Origin of the sequence: Niveispirillum sp. (genome assembly GCF_017996735.1) — a bacterium.
In the GTDB taxonomy this organism is placed as follows: Bacteria; Pseudomonadota; Alphaproteobacteria; order Azospirillales; family Azospirillaceae; genus Niveispirillum.
Genome location: NZ_JAGOGJ010000128.1, coordinates 1 through 17697, shown reverse-complemented (window position 1 = coordinate 17697; position 17697 = coordinate 1). Strand labels below are relative to the sequence as shown.

Annotated in this window: 25 protein-coding genes; 24 read left to right on the top strand and 1 reads right to left on the bottom strand. The window is 63.8% G+C overall.

All coding sequences use genetic code 11. From position 1 onward, the window contains the following. Positions 1 to 160 precede the first annotated feature (160 nt). From KBA48_RS26610 to KBA48_RS26590, 5 genes are all read left to right on the top strand, one after another. Complete coding sequence (locus tag KBA48_RS26610) at positions 161 to 496, top strand: CHC2 zinc finger domain-containing protein (protein ID WP_292911721.1); 336 nt, start codon at positions 161 to 163, stop codon at positions 494 to 496. Positions 497 to 507: 11 nt separating this feature from the next. Further along, a complete protein-coding gene (locus KBA48_RS26605) occupies positions 508 to 828 on the top strand; it encodes a hypothetical protein (RefSeq protein WP_292911720.1) in 321 nt (106 codons plus the stop codon). Continuing rightward, positions 825 to 1226 carry a hypothetical protein gene (locus tag KBA48_RS26600; protein WP_292911719.1) on the top strand — a complete coding sequence of 134 codons (402 nt, stop codon included), beginning with the start codon at positions 825 to 827 and terminating at the stop codon, positions 1224 to 1226. The genes KBA48_RS26605 and KBA48_RS26600 overlap by 4 nt, the downstream gene beginning before the upstream one ends. Then, positions 1223 to 1444, top strand: a complete 222-nt coding sequence (locus KBA48_RS26595) for a hypothetical protein (RefSeq protein ID WP_292911718.1) — start codon at positions 1223 to 1225, stop codon at positions 1442 to 1444. The genes KBA48_RS26600 and KBA48_RS26595 overlap by 4 nt, the downstream gene beginning before the upstream one ends. A 94-nt stretch (positions 1445 to 1538) precedes the next feature. Then, complete coding sequence (locus KBA48_RS26590) at positions 1539 to 2360, top strand: DNA adenine methylase (protein ID WP_292911717.1); 822 nt, start codon at positions 1539 to 1541, stop codon at positions 2358 to 2360. 188 nt (positions 2361 to 2548) lie between these two features. Here the strand turns inward: KBA48_RS26590 and KBA48_RS26585 are convergent, their stop codons facing one another. Beyond that, entirely contained in the window at positions 2549 to 3790 is a 1242-nt protein-coding gene (locus tag KBA48_RS26585) for a hypothetical protein (RefSeq protein ID WP_292911716.1), read from the bottom strand. Positions 3791 to 4210: 420 nt separating this feature from the next. Here KBA48_RS26585 and KBA48_RS26580 point away from each other — a divergent pair, with 420 nt between their 5' ends. From KBA48_RS26580 to KBA48_RS26490, 19 genes are all read left to right on the top strand, one after another. Beyond that, a complete protein-coding gene (locus tag KBA48_RS26580) occupies positions 4211 to 5038 on the top strand; it encodes a hypothetical protein (protein ID WP_292911715.1) in 828 nt (275 codons plus the stop codon). Next, the gene (locus KBA48_RS26575) at positions 5035 to 5334 is read left to right on the top strand and encodes a hypothetical protein (RefSeq protein ID WP_292911714.1); all 300 of its coding nucleotides are present in this window, start codon (positions 5035 to 5037) and stop codon (positions 5332 to 5334) included. The genes KBA48_RS26580 and KBA48_RS26575 overlap by 4 nt, the downstream gene beginning before the upstream one ends. Next, complete coding sequence (locus KBA48_RS26570) at positions 5331 to 5543, top strand: hypothetical protein (RefSeq protein ID WP_292911713.1); 213 nt, start codon at positions 5331 to 5333, stop codon at positions 5541 to 5543. The genes KBA48_RS26575 and KBA48_RS26570 overlap by 4 nt, the downstream gene beginning before the upstream one ends. Then, a complete protein-coding gene (locus KBA48_RS26565; RefSeq protein ID WP_292911712.1) occupies positions 5543 to 5752 on the top strand; it encodes a hypothetical protein in 210 nt (69 codons plus the stop codon). The genes KBA48_RS26570 and KBA48_RS26565 overlap by 1 nt, the downstream gene beginning before the upstream one ends. A gap of 6 nt (positions 5753 to 5758) precedes the next feature. Continuing rightward, on the top strand, positions 5759 to 6493 hold the full coding sequence (locus KBA48_RS26560) for a hypothetical protein (protein ID WP_292911711.1): 735 nt from the start codon (positions 5759 to 5761) through the stop codon (positions 6491 to 6493). Between the two features lie 71 nt (positions 6494 to 6564). Next, positions 6565 to 7137: a hypothetical protein gene (locus KBA48_RS26555; protein WP_292911710.1), complete on the top strand. Its 573-nt coding sequence runs from the start codon at positions 6565 to 6567 to the stop codon at positions 7135 to 7137. 126 nt (positions 7138 to 7263) lie between these two features. Continuing rightward, positions 7264 to 8094, top strand: coding sequence for a hypothetical protein (locus KBA48_RS26550; RefSeq protein ID WP_292911709.1), 831 nt, complete (start codon positions 7264 to 7266; stop codon positions 8092 to 8094). Positions 8095 to 8250: 156 nt separating this feature from the next. Continuing rightward, positions 8251 to 8874 (top strand): hypothetical protein, encoded by a 624-nt coding sequence (locus KBA48_RS26545; protein ID WP_292911708.1) that lies wholly within the window; start codon positions 8251 to 8253, stop codon positions 8872 to 8874. Then, positions 8834 to 11044 carry a terminase gpA endonuclease subunit gene (locus KBA48_RS26540; RefSeq protein WP_292911707.1) on the top strand — a complete coding sequence of 737 codons (2211 nt, stop codon included), beginning with the start codon at positions 8834 to 8836 and terminating at the stop codon, positions 11042 to 11044. The genes KBA48_RS26545 and KBA48_RS26540 overlap by 41 nt, the downstream gene beginning before the upstream one ends. A gap of 10 nt (positions 11045 to 11054) precedes the next feature. Then, positions 11055 to 11303 carry a hypothetical protein gene (locus tag KBA48_RS26535; protein ID WP_292911706.1) on the top strand — a complete coding sequence of 83 codons (249 nt, stop codon included), beginning with the start codon at positions 11055 to 11057 and terminating at the stop codon, positions 11301 to 11303. Then, positions 11303 to 12838, top strand: a complete 1536-nt coding sequence (locus KBA48_RS26530) for a phage portal protein (protein WP_292911705.1) — start codon at positions 11303 to 11305, stop codon at positions 12836 to 12838. The genes KBA48_RS26535 and KBA48_RS26530 overlap by 1 nt, the downstream gene beginning before the upstream one ends. Beyond that, positions 12835 to 14070, top strand: a complete 1236-nt coding sequence (locus KBA48_RS26525; RefSeq protein ID WP_292911704.1) for a S49 family peptidase — start codon at positions 12835 to 12837, stop codon at positions 14068 to 14070. The genes KBA48_RS26530 and KBA48_RS26525 overlap by 4 nt, the downstream gene beginning before the upstream one ends. Positions 14071 to 14105: 35 nt before the next feature. Continuing rightward, on the top strand, positions 14106 to 14477 hold the full coding sequence (locus KBA48_RS26520; protein ID WP_292911703.1) for a head decoration protein: 372 nt from the start codon (positions 14106 to 14108) through the stop codon (positions 14475 to 14477). A gap of 50 nt (positions 14478 to 14527) precedes the next feature. Then, entirely contained in the window at positions 14528 to 15604 is a 1077-nt protein-coding gene (locus KBA48_RS26515) for a major capsid protein (protein ID WP_292911702.1), read from the top strand. Positions 15605 to 15680: 76 nt separating this feature from the next. Continuing rightward, complete coding sequence (locus KBA48_RS26510; RefSeq protein ID WP_292911701.1) at positions 15681 to 16004, top strand: hypothetical protein; 324 nt, start codon at positions 15681 to 15683, stop codon at positions 16002 to 16004. Positions 16005 to 16006: 2 nt separating this feature from the next. Continuing rightward, a complete protein-coding gene (locus KBA48_RS26505) occupies positions 16007 to 16465 on the top strand; it encodes a hypothetical protein (RefSeq protein ID WP_292911700.1) in 459 nt (152 codons plus the stop codon). Next, positions 16462 to 16950, top strand: a complete 489-nt coding sequence (locus KBA48_RS26500; protein ID WP_292911699.1) for a hypothetical protein — start codon at positions 16462 to 16464, stop codon at positions 16948 to 16950. The genes KBA48_RS26505 and KBA48_RS26500 overlap by 4 nt, the downstream gene beginning before the upstream one ends. An 18-nt stretch (positions 16951 to 16968) precedes the next feature. Beyond that, positions 16969 to 17394 carry a phage tail tube protein gene (locus KBA48_RS26495; protein WP_292911698.1) on the top strand — a complete coding sequence of 142 codons (426 nt, stop codon included), beginning with the start codon at positions 16969 to 16971 and terminating at the stop codon, positions 17392 to 17394. Beyond that, positions 17394 to 17697 (top strand): GTA-gp10 family protein (locus tag KBA48_RS26490; RefSeq protein WP_292911697.1); only part of this gene is annotated, 304 nt, incomplete at its 3' end. The genes KBA48_RS26495 and KBA48_RS26490, both read left to right, overlap by 1 nt.

Genomic DNA, 17697 nt, shown 5'->3' with positions numbered 1-17697 from the left:
CCGGGACCCTGTCCAGCCATGAGGCGCGGGGCGTGGTGATGGAAGGTATGGCCGATGGCGGGGTGATGATCGCCACCGCCGAACAGGCCATCCGCGCCGGCCAGACCGTGAGCCTGACGCCCGTGCCCGATTGGGCCGGGCGGGCGGTGGGGAGGGCGTGATGCAACGCCATGACCCCGACCTGATCCGGCGCGTGAAGAAGGCGGCGCCGCTGCTGGTGATCATCAGCCGGCATGTGACATTGACCGGTGAGGGTGATGTGCGGCGCGGGCGGTGCCCGTTGCGCATGGATATGCAGGGCGGATTCCGCCTGGACCTGAAACGGCGGGAATGGGAATGCGCCTGCTGTCAGGATAAGGGCGATATCCTGGATTTTGTCCAGATCTATGACCGGGTCGATTTCAATCGGGCGCTGGCCATCGTGGCCCAGGCCGGCGGGGTCGATCTGCCGCGTGTGCCGGGCGGGCCTGTGCGCCCGCGCGGCGGCCTGTTGTGAGGGCGGCGGCCATGGCGCGGGCGGCACGGGCCGGGATGCGGGGCGGGTATCGGCCCCTGGGCCATAGTGTCGGGCCGGTGGAGGATATCATGCTGGCCGCGTGCCAGTTCGTGGCTTTGCCGCGCAATCAAGTGCGGGCCGATGATCTGCGCCGGGCGCTGGGTCGGGTCAGTATCGGGCAAAGCCCCAAGCTGGATACGGTGATCGAGCGGGCCGGGCTGGCCCTGGCCGATCCGGCCGATGGGGAGGCACGGCGGGCGCTTCTGGCAGCCGCACGGGATCTGAAGGGCGTGCGCCTGGCGCCGCCCGGCGAACAATGGTGGGACCGATGAACAATGCCTTTCGCGACTATGTGTTTGGCCGCAGCTTCAATCTCAACCTGTCGAATGATCAGGTCGAGGATCTGGCGCGGCTTTGCAAGGGCGATGAGATCGCCGCCATCTGCCCCGGTCGGGCGCGGTCGGCCCTGCATCGGCGCGGGCTGGTGGAGGCGGTGCCGACGGATCGCGGCCATAGCCGCTGGCGCCCCACCCGGGCCGGCATGCTGGTCTATGACCTGATGGTCGAAGCCGGGGAATATCAGGCGCTGGAGGAAAAGCGCCGCGAGATCATCGAGAAGGAAGATCAGCTTCAGCGCCTGGAATGGGATGAGCGGTTCGGGCGGGTCGAGGTGAAGCTGAAAGAACGGTTCCTGAAGGATGCCGCGCTGGCGGGTGGGGGCCGGGCATGAGCGCCGATACCGCCCCGGCGGCCGATCAACCCTGCCAGGGCGGCGCCGTGCCGTACCTGCAATGGCATGCCATGGCCGAAAGACTGAACCGCAAGGGGGTGCGTCAGAAGCTGTGTGAGACGTGCGGGCGTTGGAAGTTTCCGCAAGAGCGTTGCGGGCGCTTCAAGGCCGCGTCCCGCCGGCACCTTACGGCATTGAAGCGGGAAGGTGCGGCATGAACCGCGATGAACGGCGCCTGCGGGCGGGATTGGCGGCCAATGCCGGATGGCGGGTGGGGCTGTACCTGCCGGTGGCGGGGGAGGTAGCGGCGTGATGGACAAGGTGAAACGTCCCCTCAATTACTATGGCAGCAAGGAAAAGGCCGTCGGCAACATCCATGCGCTGATCCCGCCGGGCATAGACACCTGGGTTGATGTCTTCTGCGGGAGTGCGATCGTCACCTTGTCGAAGCCGCGCCATTCTCGCGAGGTGATCAACGATCTGAACAGCGATGTGGTGAACCTGTTCGAGGTGCTGCGGACGCCGGCCTTGGCTGCCGACCTGTATGCGCGCGTGGAACTGACCCCTTATTCTGAGGAGGTCCTGTACAAGGTTTACGAGGCGCCACCGACGGAATGTCCGGTTGAGCGCGCCTGGCGGTTTCTGGTTACGAGTTGGTTGGCCAGGGGCGGCGATGCGCACAAGACCGGGTTTCGCTGGTCGAAGAACATGACGACATCGCCGGAGAGGACCTGGGCGAACCTGCCCAAGAGGCTGGGGTCGGTTGCCGACCGCCTGCGCGGTATCTGCATTCGCCATGATGATTTCCGCAAGATCGTGGCCGACTATGATGGTCCGTCTTGCCTTCTCTATGTCGATCCGCCCTATCCCGGTCCGGTCGGGCGGCGATATGCCGTCCGCATGTCGGATCAGGACCATGTGGATCTTGCGGAGGCCCTGCGGGCATCGCGATCCAAGGTGATCGTGTCGATGAACCCTGACCCGCTCTATGACGCAGCGCTGGCAGATTGGCACCGGCTGGGCATCGACGTGCTGGGTGGGGGTAACCAGACCAAGCGCGAGGTGATGTTCTGCAATTTTGAACCCAGCCCGCTGTTTGCAGGGAGTTGGGCGGGCGGCGGGGTGGCGGCATGACACCCTTATCCTCCTGCCCAGGTCTTGCCGCCACCCATCTTCAGCGTGGTGATCAGCGTCCCCAGCGTGTTTCCGTGCGGCGTGGCGTCCACCGTGCGGCTGCTAGTCGGATCTTCCGGTGGCGTTTGGGGGCCCTCCTGAATCGGGTAGATCTGATTGTGTCATGCTATAGGCTTGATGCGGCGTGGCTATCTCGCATCTTTCTTCAGGGCGTTCATCAGGGCGTCGAGGAAGTTGACCGGCGAGATGTCGTCCTTGTTGTCGGTCATGGATGTGCCGCGGAACAGGACCTGAAGAACCAGAATTCGTTCTGCCTCTTTGATCGGGGTGGATTTGTGTTCCAGCAGAGCGAGGTAGCTGTTCATCATGGTCCGGCGCTGTCGGGCGTCGTCGGCCAGGCTCTGTTCCAACTGAAATTGCCGGGTCATGAAGCGGAAGATGCTGATGGCCAGCAGGACGTAGGTGGTGATGAAGACAATGGCCAAGGGCGTGTCGAGCCGTTCGCGCGTTGCGGGGGCAACCACGGGTTTGTCGGCTGCCTTTACCCCCTGAGCGTCTGGTGCTGCCGGCTTGTCCGTTGGGGGCGTCGGGTTGGAGACTGCTGCCACTGTGCTGGTGGTGGTGACGGATCGTTCGGCAATCCAGTTGGTGCCAAGAAGGCCGCCTGTGATCACCAGTCCGAGCCAGACAATAGACGCTATGAACCAGAGGAGAGCATTCCTGTTATGGGTTCTCTCCTTCTCTTGCCAATTCTGTCCCGGACTTTCGAGCGCCTTCCGGTCCATAACGGCGGTGGCAAAATCGTCGATGCGCTGCTTTGCCTGCTTTTCCATGCTTACAACTGCGTCGTGCAAGAAATTACTGTGCTGGTTGATCGTCTCCTTGGTGACTTTTGCTTGTTCGATCTCTGCTTCCAGTTGCCTGATAACACTTCTGGAGTGATCAAGTATGTCTTCCAGATCCAGCGTACGCGCCGCGTGGTGCCAGTCGCTTACATTGAAAGGACTACGCGTAAAGTCCCACCCATATTTGGGTTCAAACCAGTGTGCGTCGCAATGTTCGGAAAGTATGCTTCCGCCATGGATGATATCTATATGTGCTCGGCTTTGAAGAAGCGCAAATGCATTACTATCTGTTGTTACAAATCTCAGAAGTTTATTCTTAATGAAGTGTATTATTTCGTTGCTGCCGTTTGTGTTTTCTTTAGAAATATGGGCGATGTTCTGCAGCACGTATTGGCATATTTCCAAATTGTCATTAATGGCATTGCGGGGCGCGATGCGCAATGTTTCCAGCAATCTCTGCTGTTGAGCGAAATTGGTGGTAAGGAAATCAGAGAGCTCATTTGGGGAGCTAAAGTTTCTCGAGTAATCGAAGGCAAACTTAATGTTTGTGGGGAAGCTACCGACGGGCCAGCTAACTTCAGACATGATCCAACTCCACATAACACCAATTGGTTACGGCATCGCTGCGTCGAGCGTAGCCATCGGCAGGTGCAAAGCGAAGCGGGTGAGGCGGAGGGCAACCTTAAGATTGGTAGGTGTGTCGCGTTTGACACCATGCGGATGTATGCAAATGTGAACATCTTGACCCGCACCGGCGGTAGTCGTAGCGTCCGTCTTGGAAGCGTAGAAACTTCCTTGGCGGCAGGCCGCCCGCACCCTCGGGTGATGCGGCCCTTTTTGTTCCCGGACTCTGTCCGGAGCGCACCTCCTATGGCGGGAGGACGGGTAATAAGGCTTCGGCCGAATAACCGTGCCTGTCCAAGCAGGTTCTACCCTCCCGCCGCCAGGACGGGTCGTAGAAAGCCCAACCAGCGGCGTTTGCAACGCCACTTGGAGGGCTTGACTATGGCCAGCGATGCCACCCCCGCGACGAATCCGTCTTCGCTATCCGTTTCCGATATCGACACCAAAGTGAACCATGAGCCTCGCATCCGCGACCTGCGGCTGGCTGAAGTTCTGGGCATGGTGAATCCGCATTCCATCCGCCGCCTGATCCAGCGTCACCGCGGGGTGCTTGAGGGCTTCGGGGAGATAATTTCGCATCAAGATGCGAAATTAGGGGCGGGCCGTCCTTCCAGCAGCTACTACCTGACCAAGCGTCAGGCGCTGTTCCTGACGGCCAAGGCCGATACGCCGCGTGCCGCCATGGTGACCGTGGAGATGGTCGAGGTGTTCGACCGGTTCACGTCCGGACGTCACGGCGTCACCTTGCCCCAGGCCGGGATGGCCCTGGTCCGCCTGGGCGACCGGACAGTGACCATCGACCTTGCCGGCCCGGCGCAGGGCGGGGAAGGACCATGGTTGGTCACCCCGCATGGGCGGACAATGCCCGAGATCGTGGAGGCGGTGCGGTTTGACGTGCCCGGCCCAGTGGCCGGCGCCGGATGCACCGTCATCATCCCTGACGTGCCGTCCGGCCGCTATGCCGCGCTGTGGGGCCGGGTGGTGGAGCGCGGGGCCACCCGGCCGCCGCCCACCGTCACGGACAGCACAGGCCACGCCGTGGCCCTGACCGAACCGGAGATCATGGCGGCCCTGGCCTTTCGCCGGGCCGTGCAGCAGCGAGCGGATGCAGAGATTGCCCGCCTGCGCCGCGATGTCGGTACGGCCCTGTCATCGGCCCTGGACCGGGTCATCATCGGCGAATATCAGCTTCGGGAGGGGATTGCATGAGCTTGCATCCCCTTGCCATCCGCGCCGGCGCCAGCGTGACCTGGGAACGGCATGCCATCATCACGATGGATGGCATGTCCCTGTCGGGTGTGGTTGCGGCCGATGAGGAGGCCGGCGCCGTGGAATGCCATGTCGATAACGGACGTGGCGGCTGGCGGTTGACCGATGATGGCCGGGCGTTTCGGGTCCAGACCCTGCGCGGGCGGGTGATGATCGGCCTGCGGGCCGAGGCGCCGAAATGGGCCTGGGCCCTGTACTGGATGGCGCGGCTGGGCCGGCGGGAGGGGGCGGGATGAGCGATCAGCGCAACCATCCCTGCATGGCGCCGGGATGCGACCAATGGGGCGGGCATGGCTTTGCCGTGGGCAAGGACAGGCCCATGCTCTGGTATTGCGGGCAGCATAAGGGGATCGGTGCCGACCGCACCGCGCCCGCCATGGTGGAGCCAATGGTGGAGGGGGCGGAACTGGTTCCGCCTTCACGCGGGCAGGGGAGGTTGTTCTGATGGCCGGGATGCCGCGCGGCGACCCGGCAGACGGGATCGCCACCGAACATGTGATCTGGGCGGCCACGGTCCGGCTGTCGCCGGCGGATGTGTTGGTCAGTTTCAGGATGCCGTTGCCGCTCCATGGCGGCACGGATTGGGAATTCGTGCGCCGGTCGCTGGCCTGCCGTTGGCGGCGGCTGCCGGAGCGCGATGGGTATGGGGAGTGAGAAAGCATGGCCAGAACCGGCAAGAAGAACCCCAGCGATATCTGGTTCTGGGACGATTACGAGAACGACGCGGCTCTCCGCTCTGTGTCGCTGTGCGCACAGGGCCTCTGGATGAGAATGTTGTGCGTTGCTGCTCGGGCGGAGCGTCGAGGGTTTGTCGAAATGGGATCGGAGCCTTGCACTGTCGAGAACCTCGCCGGGCCTTTGGCGCGGCTGGTAGGGGAGGGCAAAGAGAAGGTGATGGACCTGTTGGACGAGCTTGTCCGCGCTGGTGTCCCCGGCGTCACACGGCAGGGCATTCTGTACTGCAGACGGATGGTGAGGGCCGCGAACCTCTCAAAAACACGGGCGAAAGCGGGCCAGAAAGGGGCCGCCGTAACCAACGGGCAGATAAGGGAAAAATCCGGTTTGCCGCAGCAAAACGACGGCAAGGAACCCGGCAAAGCGTCGGCAAGTGGTACGCGTCTTCATTCTTCAATCTTCAATAACCCCCTAAATCCCCCTGCATCAGGGGCACCTGAAATCGGGGAGGGGAAAGGGGATGGACCACCCGCCGTCATCGCCGGCATGACGCTGGCCGAACTGCGGGTGAAGGCGGCGGCGCTGGTCCGGGGTGGGCCGGGGTCGGAGACGACGGCGCGGGGGCTGGGCGATGCGGTGATCCGGGAGATGGTCAGGCATGGCCTGCTGTCGCCGGAGGTAGCCCAGCGGTACGGGGTGAAAGTGCCCAGGGCGGCATAGGCGGCGCGGCGTGGGCCGGGTTTTGCTCGGCAGGCTGGTGCGGCGTGGTCGGTACGGATGGAGGGAAGGCGATGCGGGACGTGACGATGGTCTGGCTGCTGGAATGGGCCTATCGGGTGCAGCGGATCGGGGAGGCCGACAGGCTGGGCTTGTGTGTGCAGGAGCGTTGGGAGCGAGGCCTGATCGGGGCCAGATCGCCTTTGGCTTCAGGGCCGCGCGTGGATGAGGGTGTCGGCGGCTTGGCGGCCGTTCATGCCGACGCGGAGGCCGTGCATGCGGCTGTGCTTCGGTTGCCATTCCTGACAAGGGGGGTGATCCAGCAATATGCGGTCATCGGAGGGTGCCCCGATTGGGTGCAGGGGGCGACGGTGGTGGAGCGCTATGCCCGGGATGAGAATGGGCAGCCAATCCGCGTGTATGACGGGAATCGCAACTTCCGGGGCTATCGGCGCGAACGCGTGGTGATGGTGGCGGGCGAAGATATCGGGATGTGTGAAGACGGTTTGCGGCTGGCGCGGGATGTTTGGGAACTTTGGGCGGGCGGCGTGCTGGCCCTTGCCGGTTCGGTCGCTGGGTTGATGTCCCACCGTGTTACGGGGGCCGGTGTATGGCTTCGGCCATGGGTCCAAGAGAATGCGGCTTGACGGTACGAAAAAAACTTGACATGGTGACTGCGGAAATTATCGCGTCTACGTCATGCCGCGAAATGGAATGTAAGACACCCCGGGGCCGCAAGGCTTTCCGGGGCGTTTCATTTGGGGGGGCCGCCCATGTCAAGGATGATGGTGACGGTCGATGGCAAGCCCCTGAAGACCTACCTTCAGGGGCTTGGGCGGCAGGCGCCCTATGTGACCAGGCTTGCCCAGACCCGGATTGCCCAGGCCGTGAAGACGGAGGCTGTGGCCAAGATGGATACGGCCTTTGACCGGCCCACCCCATACACCAAGAACGCCTTCTGGGTGCGGGCGGCGACTAAGTCCAACCCCGTGGCGGAAGTCTATACCCGTGAGTTTGCGGGCAAGGGCGTGGCGGCGGGCAAGTATCTGGCCCCTAACGTCTATGGCGGCACGCGCCGACAGAAGCGGTCGGAGGTTCTGGTTTCTGGGCTTGCCGGGCAGCAGGTCTACATGGTGCCCGACTTGGCCCCGAAAGACGCGTATGGCAACGTGAACCGTGGCCAGATCGTCAAGATGCTATCTGCCTTGCGCGCGTTCCAGGGTGACCGGGCCTACATGAACATGTCGGCCAAGACCCTGCGGCGGCTGGGTAAGCGCAAGCTGCTAGTGGGGCGAGGGGTGGCGGGCAAGAATGGCAGTGGCGGGCCGCGCCACGTCACCACGTCTAACTTCTTCATCGGCAGAACGAAGCGGGGGGGCAAGCCCTGGGCCATCTATGAGATGGTCGCGTCGGGGCTGATCGTTAAGCGCTTCCAGCTGACCACGAAGGCGCCGCAGTACCGGGTGCGCTACCCCTTCCACATGATCGCCGAGGCCACCATTGCTAGGGTCGGAGCGACGGTCACGGCGGCGGCCATCCGCGACGCGCTGCTGTCCGAACGGCGGGCCTACCCCGTCCCGGTCGCCACCGGGCGGGCGGCCTGACCCCTCAATCGACCCAAGCGCCGATGGGCGGGGACCCTGGGGTCCTGAACCCCCCATGGGTAATTCGAACCCTGTTGGTTCGCTAGTGGGGGTGTTGCGGGTTTGGTGCAACAGGGCGCAACAGCGCAACAGCGCGCAACACCGGGGTGCAACAGCATGGCAGAGCGGCGGTTGATGGGGGTGCGGGAGGCGGCGCGGGAACTGAACGTCGCGCCATCGACCATTTCGCGGGGTGTGGGAAAGCACTTCAAGAACCATGGGACCAAGGCCCAGCCCCTGGTGGATCTGGAAGAGGTGCGGTTTGCGAGGGCCAACCACCTGGAACCGGAGAGACAGGCCGCAGCCTATACCGCAAGGGGCATGGAACTGCCCCTGCCGGAGCCGGGTGACGGCGCAGACAACGGCGACGACGACGCCCCTGCGTCGGGGGGCGCGGGGCGGGTCACCTCCACCGATGGTGAGTTGGGGCGCGAGCGGGTGCGTATGGTGCGCAACCAGGCCGACCGCGTCGAAATGGACAATCTGGAACGTCAGCGCGAGCTGGCACCGGTGGCGGAATTCGCAGATGCGGGCTTTGACCTGGCGCAGCTGCTGCGGCGCACGCTGGCGGCCCGCCTTCGCCCCTTGGCCAAGGGGATCACCGAGGCCAACGGTGATATCGCCGCCATAACCCAGGCCATTCGCGATGCCGACAAGGCATGTGAGGCGCGTCTGGCCCAGGCCGTGGAGAACCTGCTGGATGGAAAGGAAATCGAAGACACCGAGTTCAACCCTCCGTAGCCGCTTTCCGCATCTGGCGGATGGGCTGCGCGGACTGTTGGAGGGTTTTGCCAGTGGCATCCGACCGCGCGTGCGCCGGTCGGTCGATGTCTGGGCACAGCAAGAGCGCTACGTGTCGCCGGAAAGCGGTTCACCCTATGCGCTGGACGGCAAGGTCCGCTGGAACAACGATAACTCGCCCCATATGGTCGAGCCGCAGCAGTGCCTGTCGCTGGATGATCCGTGTTTCCTGGTGGCCATGCGCGCGTCGGCGCAGTCAACCAAGACGGAGGCGGGCATCAACCTGATCGGCCAGGTGATCCATGAGGATCCTTCGCCCATTCTGGTGCTGCTGCCATCCATTGATGAGTCCCGCAAGTTCGCGAAGATCAAGCTGGGGCCGACCATTGATGTCACGCCGGCCTTGACGGCAAAGGTACGCGAGCAAAAAGGCCGGGATGAAGACGGATCGACCACATCGATGAAGAAGTTCCGGGGTGGTTACGCCATCATCGCCCCGGCCAGCACGCCAAAGCCCCTGCAAATGGTTTCCTACCGCATCGTGATTGCGGAGGAGGTCACAGGGTACCCCAAGGATGTCGGTGGGCGCGGCGATCCGCTGGATCAGGCCATTGCCCGCACCAAGACATATCGCGAGTATTTTGGGGCCAAGGTCTATGTCCCCAGCACACCCGGCCTGAAAGGTACCTGCCGCATCACGGCACTTTTCGAGGCGGGAGACATGCGGATGCGCTATGTCCCTTGCCCCGAGTGCGGTGCCTATCAGCAGCTGCTGTTCAAAAACCTGCATCGCGACCGTGACAAGAAGCCGTTCGGCGCCCATTTCGTCTGTGCGGCCAAGGGGTGCCGCATCGATTTCAAACACCGTGACCGCATGGTCGCCAATGACCGGGCCGTCTGGCTGAAGACCTATCCCCGTCAGGAACATGACGAAGATGGGGTGGTTGACGGCGATATCGGTCCGCCCGGTGAGTGGATCCCGGCAGAAGCGGTAGCTGCCTACCGGGCCAGGGGCAGCGGGGGACGAGAGCCATCATTCCACATCTGGCAGGCCTATGCACTGACCAGTAGCTGGGACCTGATCGTCGGAGAGTTTCTGGACATCGGCAACGATGCGGAAAAGGCCAAGACGTTCTGTCAGCAGACATTGGGCGAGCCGTACGAACCCAAGGGCGACGCGCCGGAAGTGGATAAGCTGCTGGCCTGTGTTGAAACCTTCCCGTTCCGGACCTTGCCGGATGGGGCCTTGTTCGTGACCGGCTTCTGTGACGTCCAGGGCTATGCGCTGAAATGGTGCGCCTATGCCTGGGGCCGGGGGATGGAGTTCTGGCGGATCGATGGCGGGATCATTGAGGGCGATCCCACCCGCGATGATGTCTGGGTGCAGCTTTCCGGTGTGATCAAGCGCCGGTATGTCGATCAGCATGGCCAGGGCTGGGGTTTCGATGCGTTCGGCGTGGATACGGGTTTCACCACCCACCGCGTCTACAAGTTCGTGAGGGACCTGAAGCGGGCGGGTTATGAGCGGGTGTTCGCCTGCGATGGTCGCGGCGGCCCGAAGCTGCCCGCCATCGGCACACCGACCAAGGTTTCCATCAACTGGCAGGGCCAGAAGCTGGGCACGACCCTGCTGTGGCCGGTCGGGACATGGGGGCAGAAGGAAGAGCTGTTCGGTGCCCTGGCCCGCATGGTGCGCTCGCGCCATGAGCCGATGGCGCCGGACGGCAAGCCCTGGTCCGGCCTGGGTCATTTCAACAGGGAATGCGACCGGGCATTCTTCGAGGAGTTGACCAACGAGTACATGCATATCAGCGAGCAGCGCGGAAAGGTCCATCGGGAATGGCGCAAGAAAGGCACCAATGACCGGCTGGACGCCTTCGTCGGGTCACGGGCGCTGGCCGCCCACGTCATCGGGGAAACCGCGATGACGGATGCGGATTGGGAGTTGTTGATCCTGTCGCGGCGTCCCAAGCCCCGGCAGGGCGACCTGCTGGAAGGGGTGCCGTCCCTGCCGTACCGGCTGAAGGTTCAACAGGCCCCACTGCCGCCCCCGCCGGCACCGGTTGCGGAAGGCGGGCCGGCACCGGAGCCCCCGCCGCCCGCCGCCATCGTACCGTCAGTGGCCGCCATGCTGGACCGCCGTCGGCAGGCGCAGGCAAGGGCTGGCTAAGGAGAACATCATGGATGCCAAGATTTTCGCGTCCCTGTCGGACGTCGATCTGACGCGTTTGCGCGACGATCTGCTGCAAGCCCATGCGCAAGGGGCGGAGCGCATCCGTTTCCAGGATCGCGACGTGACCCTGCGGTCCATCACCAATGTCGAGAGCATGATCCGCAGCATGAATGCGGAGCTGGCGGGGCGGACTGGTCAGACCACCACCCGTCCGGCCCATCGCGGCGTCGTGATGGTCAGTAGGGGGAATTACTGATGGCTTTCCAGACACGGGCGCGCATCAAAGGAACCGGGCTGTATATAGATCAGATGGCCCCGGCCCTGTCGGCACCAGCAGCGCCCGGTGGTGCGAAGTCAGCCCATTGGGCCGCCAGCCGTGGTGTCCGCCTGGCCGGGTGGCAGGGCACGGCGTCCGGCCCGAACAGCATCGTGGAGCAGGATGGCGAACTGCTGCGGGTGCGCAACCGCGATCTGACGCGAAACAGTGGCATGGCCCGCCGCCTGGCCAGCCTGACCACGGTGCATGTTGTCGGGTCCGGCATCGTGCCGCGCTGGACGGTGGAGGATACCGGACTGCGCAAGGACATGCAGGATCTGTACGCGCTTTGGGTCGATGTATCTGATGCCGATGGCATCCTTGGTTTCTATGGTCAGCAGGCCCTGGCCATGGCGGAAACCTGCATCGGTGGCGAGGCCCTGGCCCGGATGCGCACGCGTCTGCTGAGTGATGGGTTGCCGGTGCCATTGCAGGTCCAGCAGCTTCCGGCGGAGCAACTGCCGCTGCATTACAGCACCATGAACGGGGCGAACCGTGTTCGCCAAGGTATCGAACGCAACAGCATCGGCCGTCGCATCGCCTATTGGATGCATCGCCAGCATCCGGGGGACATGCCCCTGACCAGCGCGCCGGACACCTGGCTGATGACGCGGGTCGATGCCGGCGACATGTGCCACCTGTTCAACCAGGAACGTATCGGCCAGCAGCGCGGCCTGCCATGGGCAGCGGCGGCGATGACGACGCTTTACAATATCGGGGACTACCTGGATTCCGAGCAAATCCGCAAGGGCGCGGTGGCCAAAGCCATCGGCGTGCTGAAGCGCCCGGCGCCGTCAGGCATGGATGCCGAGGCGCTGGCGGGAATCTGGGGCCAAATGCTGGACAAGAATGGCGGCTTGCCCGCGGTCGGCGTCGAAGCCGGCACCTTGAACGTGCTGGACGTCAATGAGGAACTGGAATTCCACCAACCGGCGGATGTGGGGGGCAATTTCGAAGCGTTCCTGAATGCCAATTACCGGCAGGTGGCTGCCGCAGCCGACGTGCTGTTTGAGGAGTTGACAGGTAATTGGTCCGGGGCGAACGACCGCACCTTCCGGGCGCAGTTCGCCACCTTCAAGCGCCGGGCACGGCAGTGGCAATGGAACCTGCTGATCCACCAGCATACGGCCCCTATTATCCGCCGCTTCAATGAACTGGCGGTGGCATCGGGTATTATCAAGCTTCCCCGGTCTACCAGCCTGACCGACCTGCAACGGGTGACCTTTGTGCCGGAGCGTTGGGAGCATCTGCACCCCAAGCAGGACATCGAGGCGCAGGTGCTGGAAATCGAAAACATGCTGACATCGCGCAGCGCCGTCATCGCGTCGCGCGGTGATGATCCGGAAGCGGTGGATGCGGAAATCAGGCGGGACCGGCAGCGGGAGGCGACATTGCCGCCCGGCCGGGCTGGTGCAGGCGCCAGGCCAGCGCCCCCGCCCAACGAAGTCGAACCCCAGACGGAGCCGGCGCCATGAACCGCTCTAACCTCTACCTCTACAGCCTGTTGAACCGGCCACAACTGATCCACCCCGCCGATGGAGCGGCGGTGCTGGCGGCCCTGTGCCCCGGTGCGCAGTTGGAGGGCTATAACGGCCCTCTATCGGGTGAGCCGCGCCGCGACGGCGAGTATTACGTGCATGCCGGGGTGGCTGTGGTGCCCGTCCTTGGCAAGCTGGTGCATCGCGGCGGTTTCATGCAGGCGCTGTCGGGGGTCTGTAGCTATCAGGGCGTGGAAGACCAGATTTGCCACGCCTTGCGAAACGGTCACCGCGTGGTTCTGGACCTGGACACACCGGGCGGGACGGCGGATGCCTGCTTTGCACTTGGGGACCGCATCCGCGAGCTGGTGGCGGGCGGCGCCATCATCGATGCGTGGGTGTCACCCCGTGCCCTGTCCGCCGGCTATGTCATCGCCGCCGCCTGCCGCCGCATCGTGATGATGACGGATGCCGAGGTCGGGTCGATCGGCGTGGCCTGTTACCACGCGGATTTCAGCCGGCAGATCGAGGGTGAGAAGATCACCGTCACGCATTTCTGGCGGGGTGCCCACAAGCTGGATGGCGCCCCCACCATGCCGCTGACGGAGGGGGCGACCGCCGAATTCAATGCGTCCATGGACGACACCTATGACCGGTTCGTCGCCTTCGTGGCGGCGTGCCGGAGCCTGAGCGTGGAGGAGGTCCGCGCGACCGAGGCCCGCGTCTTTCGAACCGTCGATGCCATCCAGATGCGGCTGGCCGACGAAACCCTTCCCAGCCTTAAGGACATGATCATGAGCGTGAGCGAAAACGCCCGGCTTGACCCCGCCGTTTCGGGCAGCGGCACCCAGCAGGCACAGCAGCAGGCCGCGGCGCTGTCCCCGACCATCGTGGCGACGACACTGACCGCCGCCGGCTATCCCAACTTGATCGCCGGCATGCTGTCGGCCGGTGTCGTCACCCAGGCGGCCCTGGATGCGCGCGTCGCGTCGGCCGGTCAGATCAAGGATCTGTGCCGGCAGTTCGGCGTGCCGGAAATGACGTCCGCCCTGGTGGAAAGCGGTGTGTCGGTGGAAACGGCCCGGTCGCTGGCAAATATGGCCAAGGTCGGCCGCGAAGGGGCCCAGCCCGTGGACGGCACCGTGCTTGAAACCAGGGGGCCGGCGAAGGCCCCGGCGCTGGATTATGCCGGCGCCTTCGCCAGCCTGAATGCGCCCTACAAGGGCTGATCCCAAAACTCACAGCCCCATAGGGAGTGCTGAACATGGATTATGTGGTGAAGGAGCCCATCCGGCCGGGCGAACATGTAATTTCGGAAGCCAATGGCAGCCGGTCGCGGGAGGAAATCACCGTCGCGGCGGCGGCCGATCTGGGGCCGGCCACTGTGCTGGGCAAGGTGACGGCGTCGGGCAAGTACAAGCGTCTTGCCCCCGCCGCCAATGACGGCACCCAGACTGCCGCCGCCGTGCTGTATGGCGATGCCTATGCCGAGACGGAGGATGTGAAGGCCACCGCGCATCTGCGCGATGCTGAGGTCAATGGCCTGGTTCTGTCATGGCCCACCGGCATCACCAATAACCAGAAGGCGGCGGCGGTCACGCAGCTGACCGCCCTGGGCATCATCGTCCGCAACTGACGCCCCGTCCCGACAGACGGCGTGCCGCGCACCATCCGGAAGGAACAACCATGCGCAATGTAAGCATCCCCGATTTCGTGCGGGGCAATCCGTACACCACCATCACGCTGACCGACCGCATCAATAAGGTTTCGTTCGTGCCCGGCTTCCTGGGTTCCCTGGGCAGCCGGCTGTTCGGTTCGAGTGGGATCACGAACACTTCCATCGCAATGGAGGCGATTGAGGGCCGCATCAAGATCCTGAAGACGTCGTCGCGCGGTTCGCCGGCCCAGCAGGGGACGAACCCGAAGGCGGGCATGCTGAAATCCGTGCCGGTGGCCCATATCAAGAAGGAACGGACGGCGAATGCCGATGAAATCCAGTCCGCCATCACCTATGCCGAGATGACGGGCGAGCCGCTGAAGGCCACCATCGAAAACCTGCTGTTCCAGCAGATGGAGGGTCCGTTCGGCCTGCGGCAGGAATTCAACCTGACGCATGAATATCATCGGCTGGGCGGTATCCAGGGCCTGGTGCTGGATGCCGATGGCAGTGAACTTTACAACTGGTATGACTATTTCAGCATCGCCCCGCCGGCCGATGTGACCATCGATTTCGGCGCCTTCACGGCGGACAAAACCGATTTCGACCAGCTTTGCACCGAGCTGCACCGCGCGGTGTCGGTGGAGCTGAGCGGTCTGCCCTTCACCAACATGAGCATCATGGTGTTGTGCAGCAGCACCCTCTATGACGCCGCCCGCAACAACAAGGAAGTCGTCGCCGCCCGCAAGAACCGGGATCAGGGCAAGGAAGGTGATGTGTTTGTCGGGGGTGCGGCGTTCAAGAACTTCCGCTATGGTGGCTTCACCTGGGTCGATTATCGCGGCACGGATGATGGCGTGGTCAGCATTGAACAGGGGACGGCGCGGCTGTTCCCTATCGATGTGCCCGGTCTGTTTCAGCAGCTTTTCGGGCCGCCGGATATCATCGGCATGACCAATATGCCCGGCATGCCGATCTTCGATTTCCTGCCACCGTCGCGGCAGACGGAACGTCAGCTGGTGCAGGAAGCGCAGTCGAACGTCATTACGGTCTGCACGCGGCCCAAGGCGCTGCGCAAGCTGAAGATGGGCGCTTCCAGCACCTGACCGGCCAGCCCACATCCCGTGACCATGCCGAAAGGGCCGCCAGCGATGGTGGCCCTTCGGCTTTGTGGAGTTCGTCATGCCGATCGATTTTGCGGTCACCGCCAGGATCTGCGGGGGCGTTTTCGGCAATCGCCGGGAGGTGCCGTTGCTGCATCGGCAAGGGGAGGATGATCATCCGCTGCCGCGCGGCGTGCTGGTCCGGCAACCGGTGCTGGATACGGCCGGGGCGTCCACCAGCCTTAACAGCTTCGAAACGGTGTTCTCTTACCCCACCGCCGACCTTCCTGGACGGCCGGCCCGACAGGGTGATGGGGTGACTGACGCGTCCGGAGTACGGCGCCGGATTCTGTCGCCGCGTCCCGATGAAGGCGGCATGACCGCCCTGATCTTGGAGGAATGATTATGCCGCATGTGAAGCAACAGGCGCGGGATGCGGTCCAGGTTCTGCTGACCGGGCTGCCGACAAGCGGGGCGCGGCTGTTCCCCGCCAAACGCCTGCCGTGGGATAATGCGGCCGGCCAAATGCCAGGCATCGCCTTTTATCTGGATGCGGAGACGGTGTTTCCCATCGACAAGGAAGGCCGACAGCGCCGGGACATGGTGCTGACCGTCGATATGGCGGGTCGTAGCCAGGATGATCTGCTGCTGGATGACCAGCTGATCGCCATGGAGACGGAGGTGCAAGCCGCCTTGGGGGGTGATCCCAAGTTGGGTGGGCTGTTGTCGGAGAAAATGCGCCTGCTACGGGTTGCCCCTCCGCCCCCGGATGCGTCGCTGGGGGATGCCTATATGGTGCGCCGGCATGAATATGCCCTGTCGGTCATCGTGATGGAGGGCGACCCCACCCAGGTGGCGCCGTGAAGATTGCCGTCATCGGGCGGGCTCCGTCGGCCCGGCAGGCGCCGGTCGCGGACCCGGAATGGACGGTGTGGGGCATGGCATGGGCGCCCCCGCCACGCTGGGACCGGCTGTTCGATATCCATTCCCGCCGGTTACGGGCGGGATATGGCGGGTCGGGCTATAAGCTGCATCTGGACACCGTCACCCCGCTGACCATGTTGCATGACCCGCTGCCGCATGCGGATGAATATCCGCTGGCGGCGGTCAAGGCGCTGGTCGGGGAGGGCGTGTTGACCAGTTCCGTCGCCTACATGCTTGCGGCGGCCATTCTGGCGAAGCCGTTGGAAATCGGGCTGTGGGGCATTGAGTTGACCGCCAGCACCGAATATCAGCGGCAGCGCCCTTCCGTTCATTTTCTGCTGGGTGTGGCAAAGGGGCAGGGCATCGCCGTGACCCTGCCGCCCGGCTGTCCGCTTTTCCCCAACGCCCCGGATTACGGGGCCTGACCTTGAAGGAGAACCGCCATGGCGGGTGAAGTCGCGGGCACCGAATGCCTGCTGCAAATCGGCAATATCGCCAGCAGCCCGGCATCCTATACGACGCTGGAAGGCCAGACGGACACCAGTTTTGATGGGTCCACCAACGTGGCAACGACCACGGCCAAGGATACCGGTGGGTGGCAAACGGGGAAAACCACCACCATCTCCGGCACCGTCAATTGTTCGGGAAACCTGCGTGGATCGCGGGCCTTGCTGGACAAGCTGGAAACCGCTTGGAACACCCGCACCTCCTATGGGTGTCAGATCGTTTTCGATGCTGCGGGCAATGGCTATAAGGGCGAATTCTATGTCACGCAGTTCAACGTGTCCGCCCCGACGGAGGATGTGGTCAAGTACAGCCTGACCCTGACCCCGTCCGGTGCGCTGACCAAGATCCCCGTGGTGCCGTAATGGAGACGGTTGCCAACCCGCATCGCGGTGAAGTCTCCCTTATCCTGGATGGCCGCAGCCGCGTGCTGCGGCCATCTTTCGGGGCTATGGTCGCCGTGGAAGAAGCCATGGGTATGACCATCCCTGACCTGTCCCTGGCTGTGTTCAAGGGGGGTGTGGTGCGCCTTTCGGCGGCGCAGGCACGGCAGATCATTGCCGCCAGTCTGATGAAACAGCCGGGCGACGATGTCGCCGCGATGATCCTGGATGAGGGATTTGTCGCGGCAGCGCATGCCTGTTCAAGACTGCTGGTCAATATGGTGA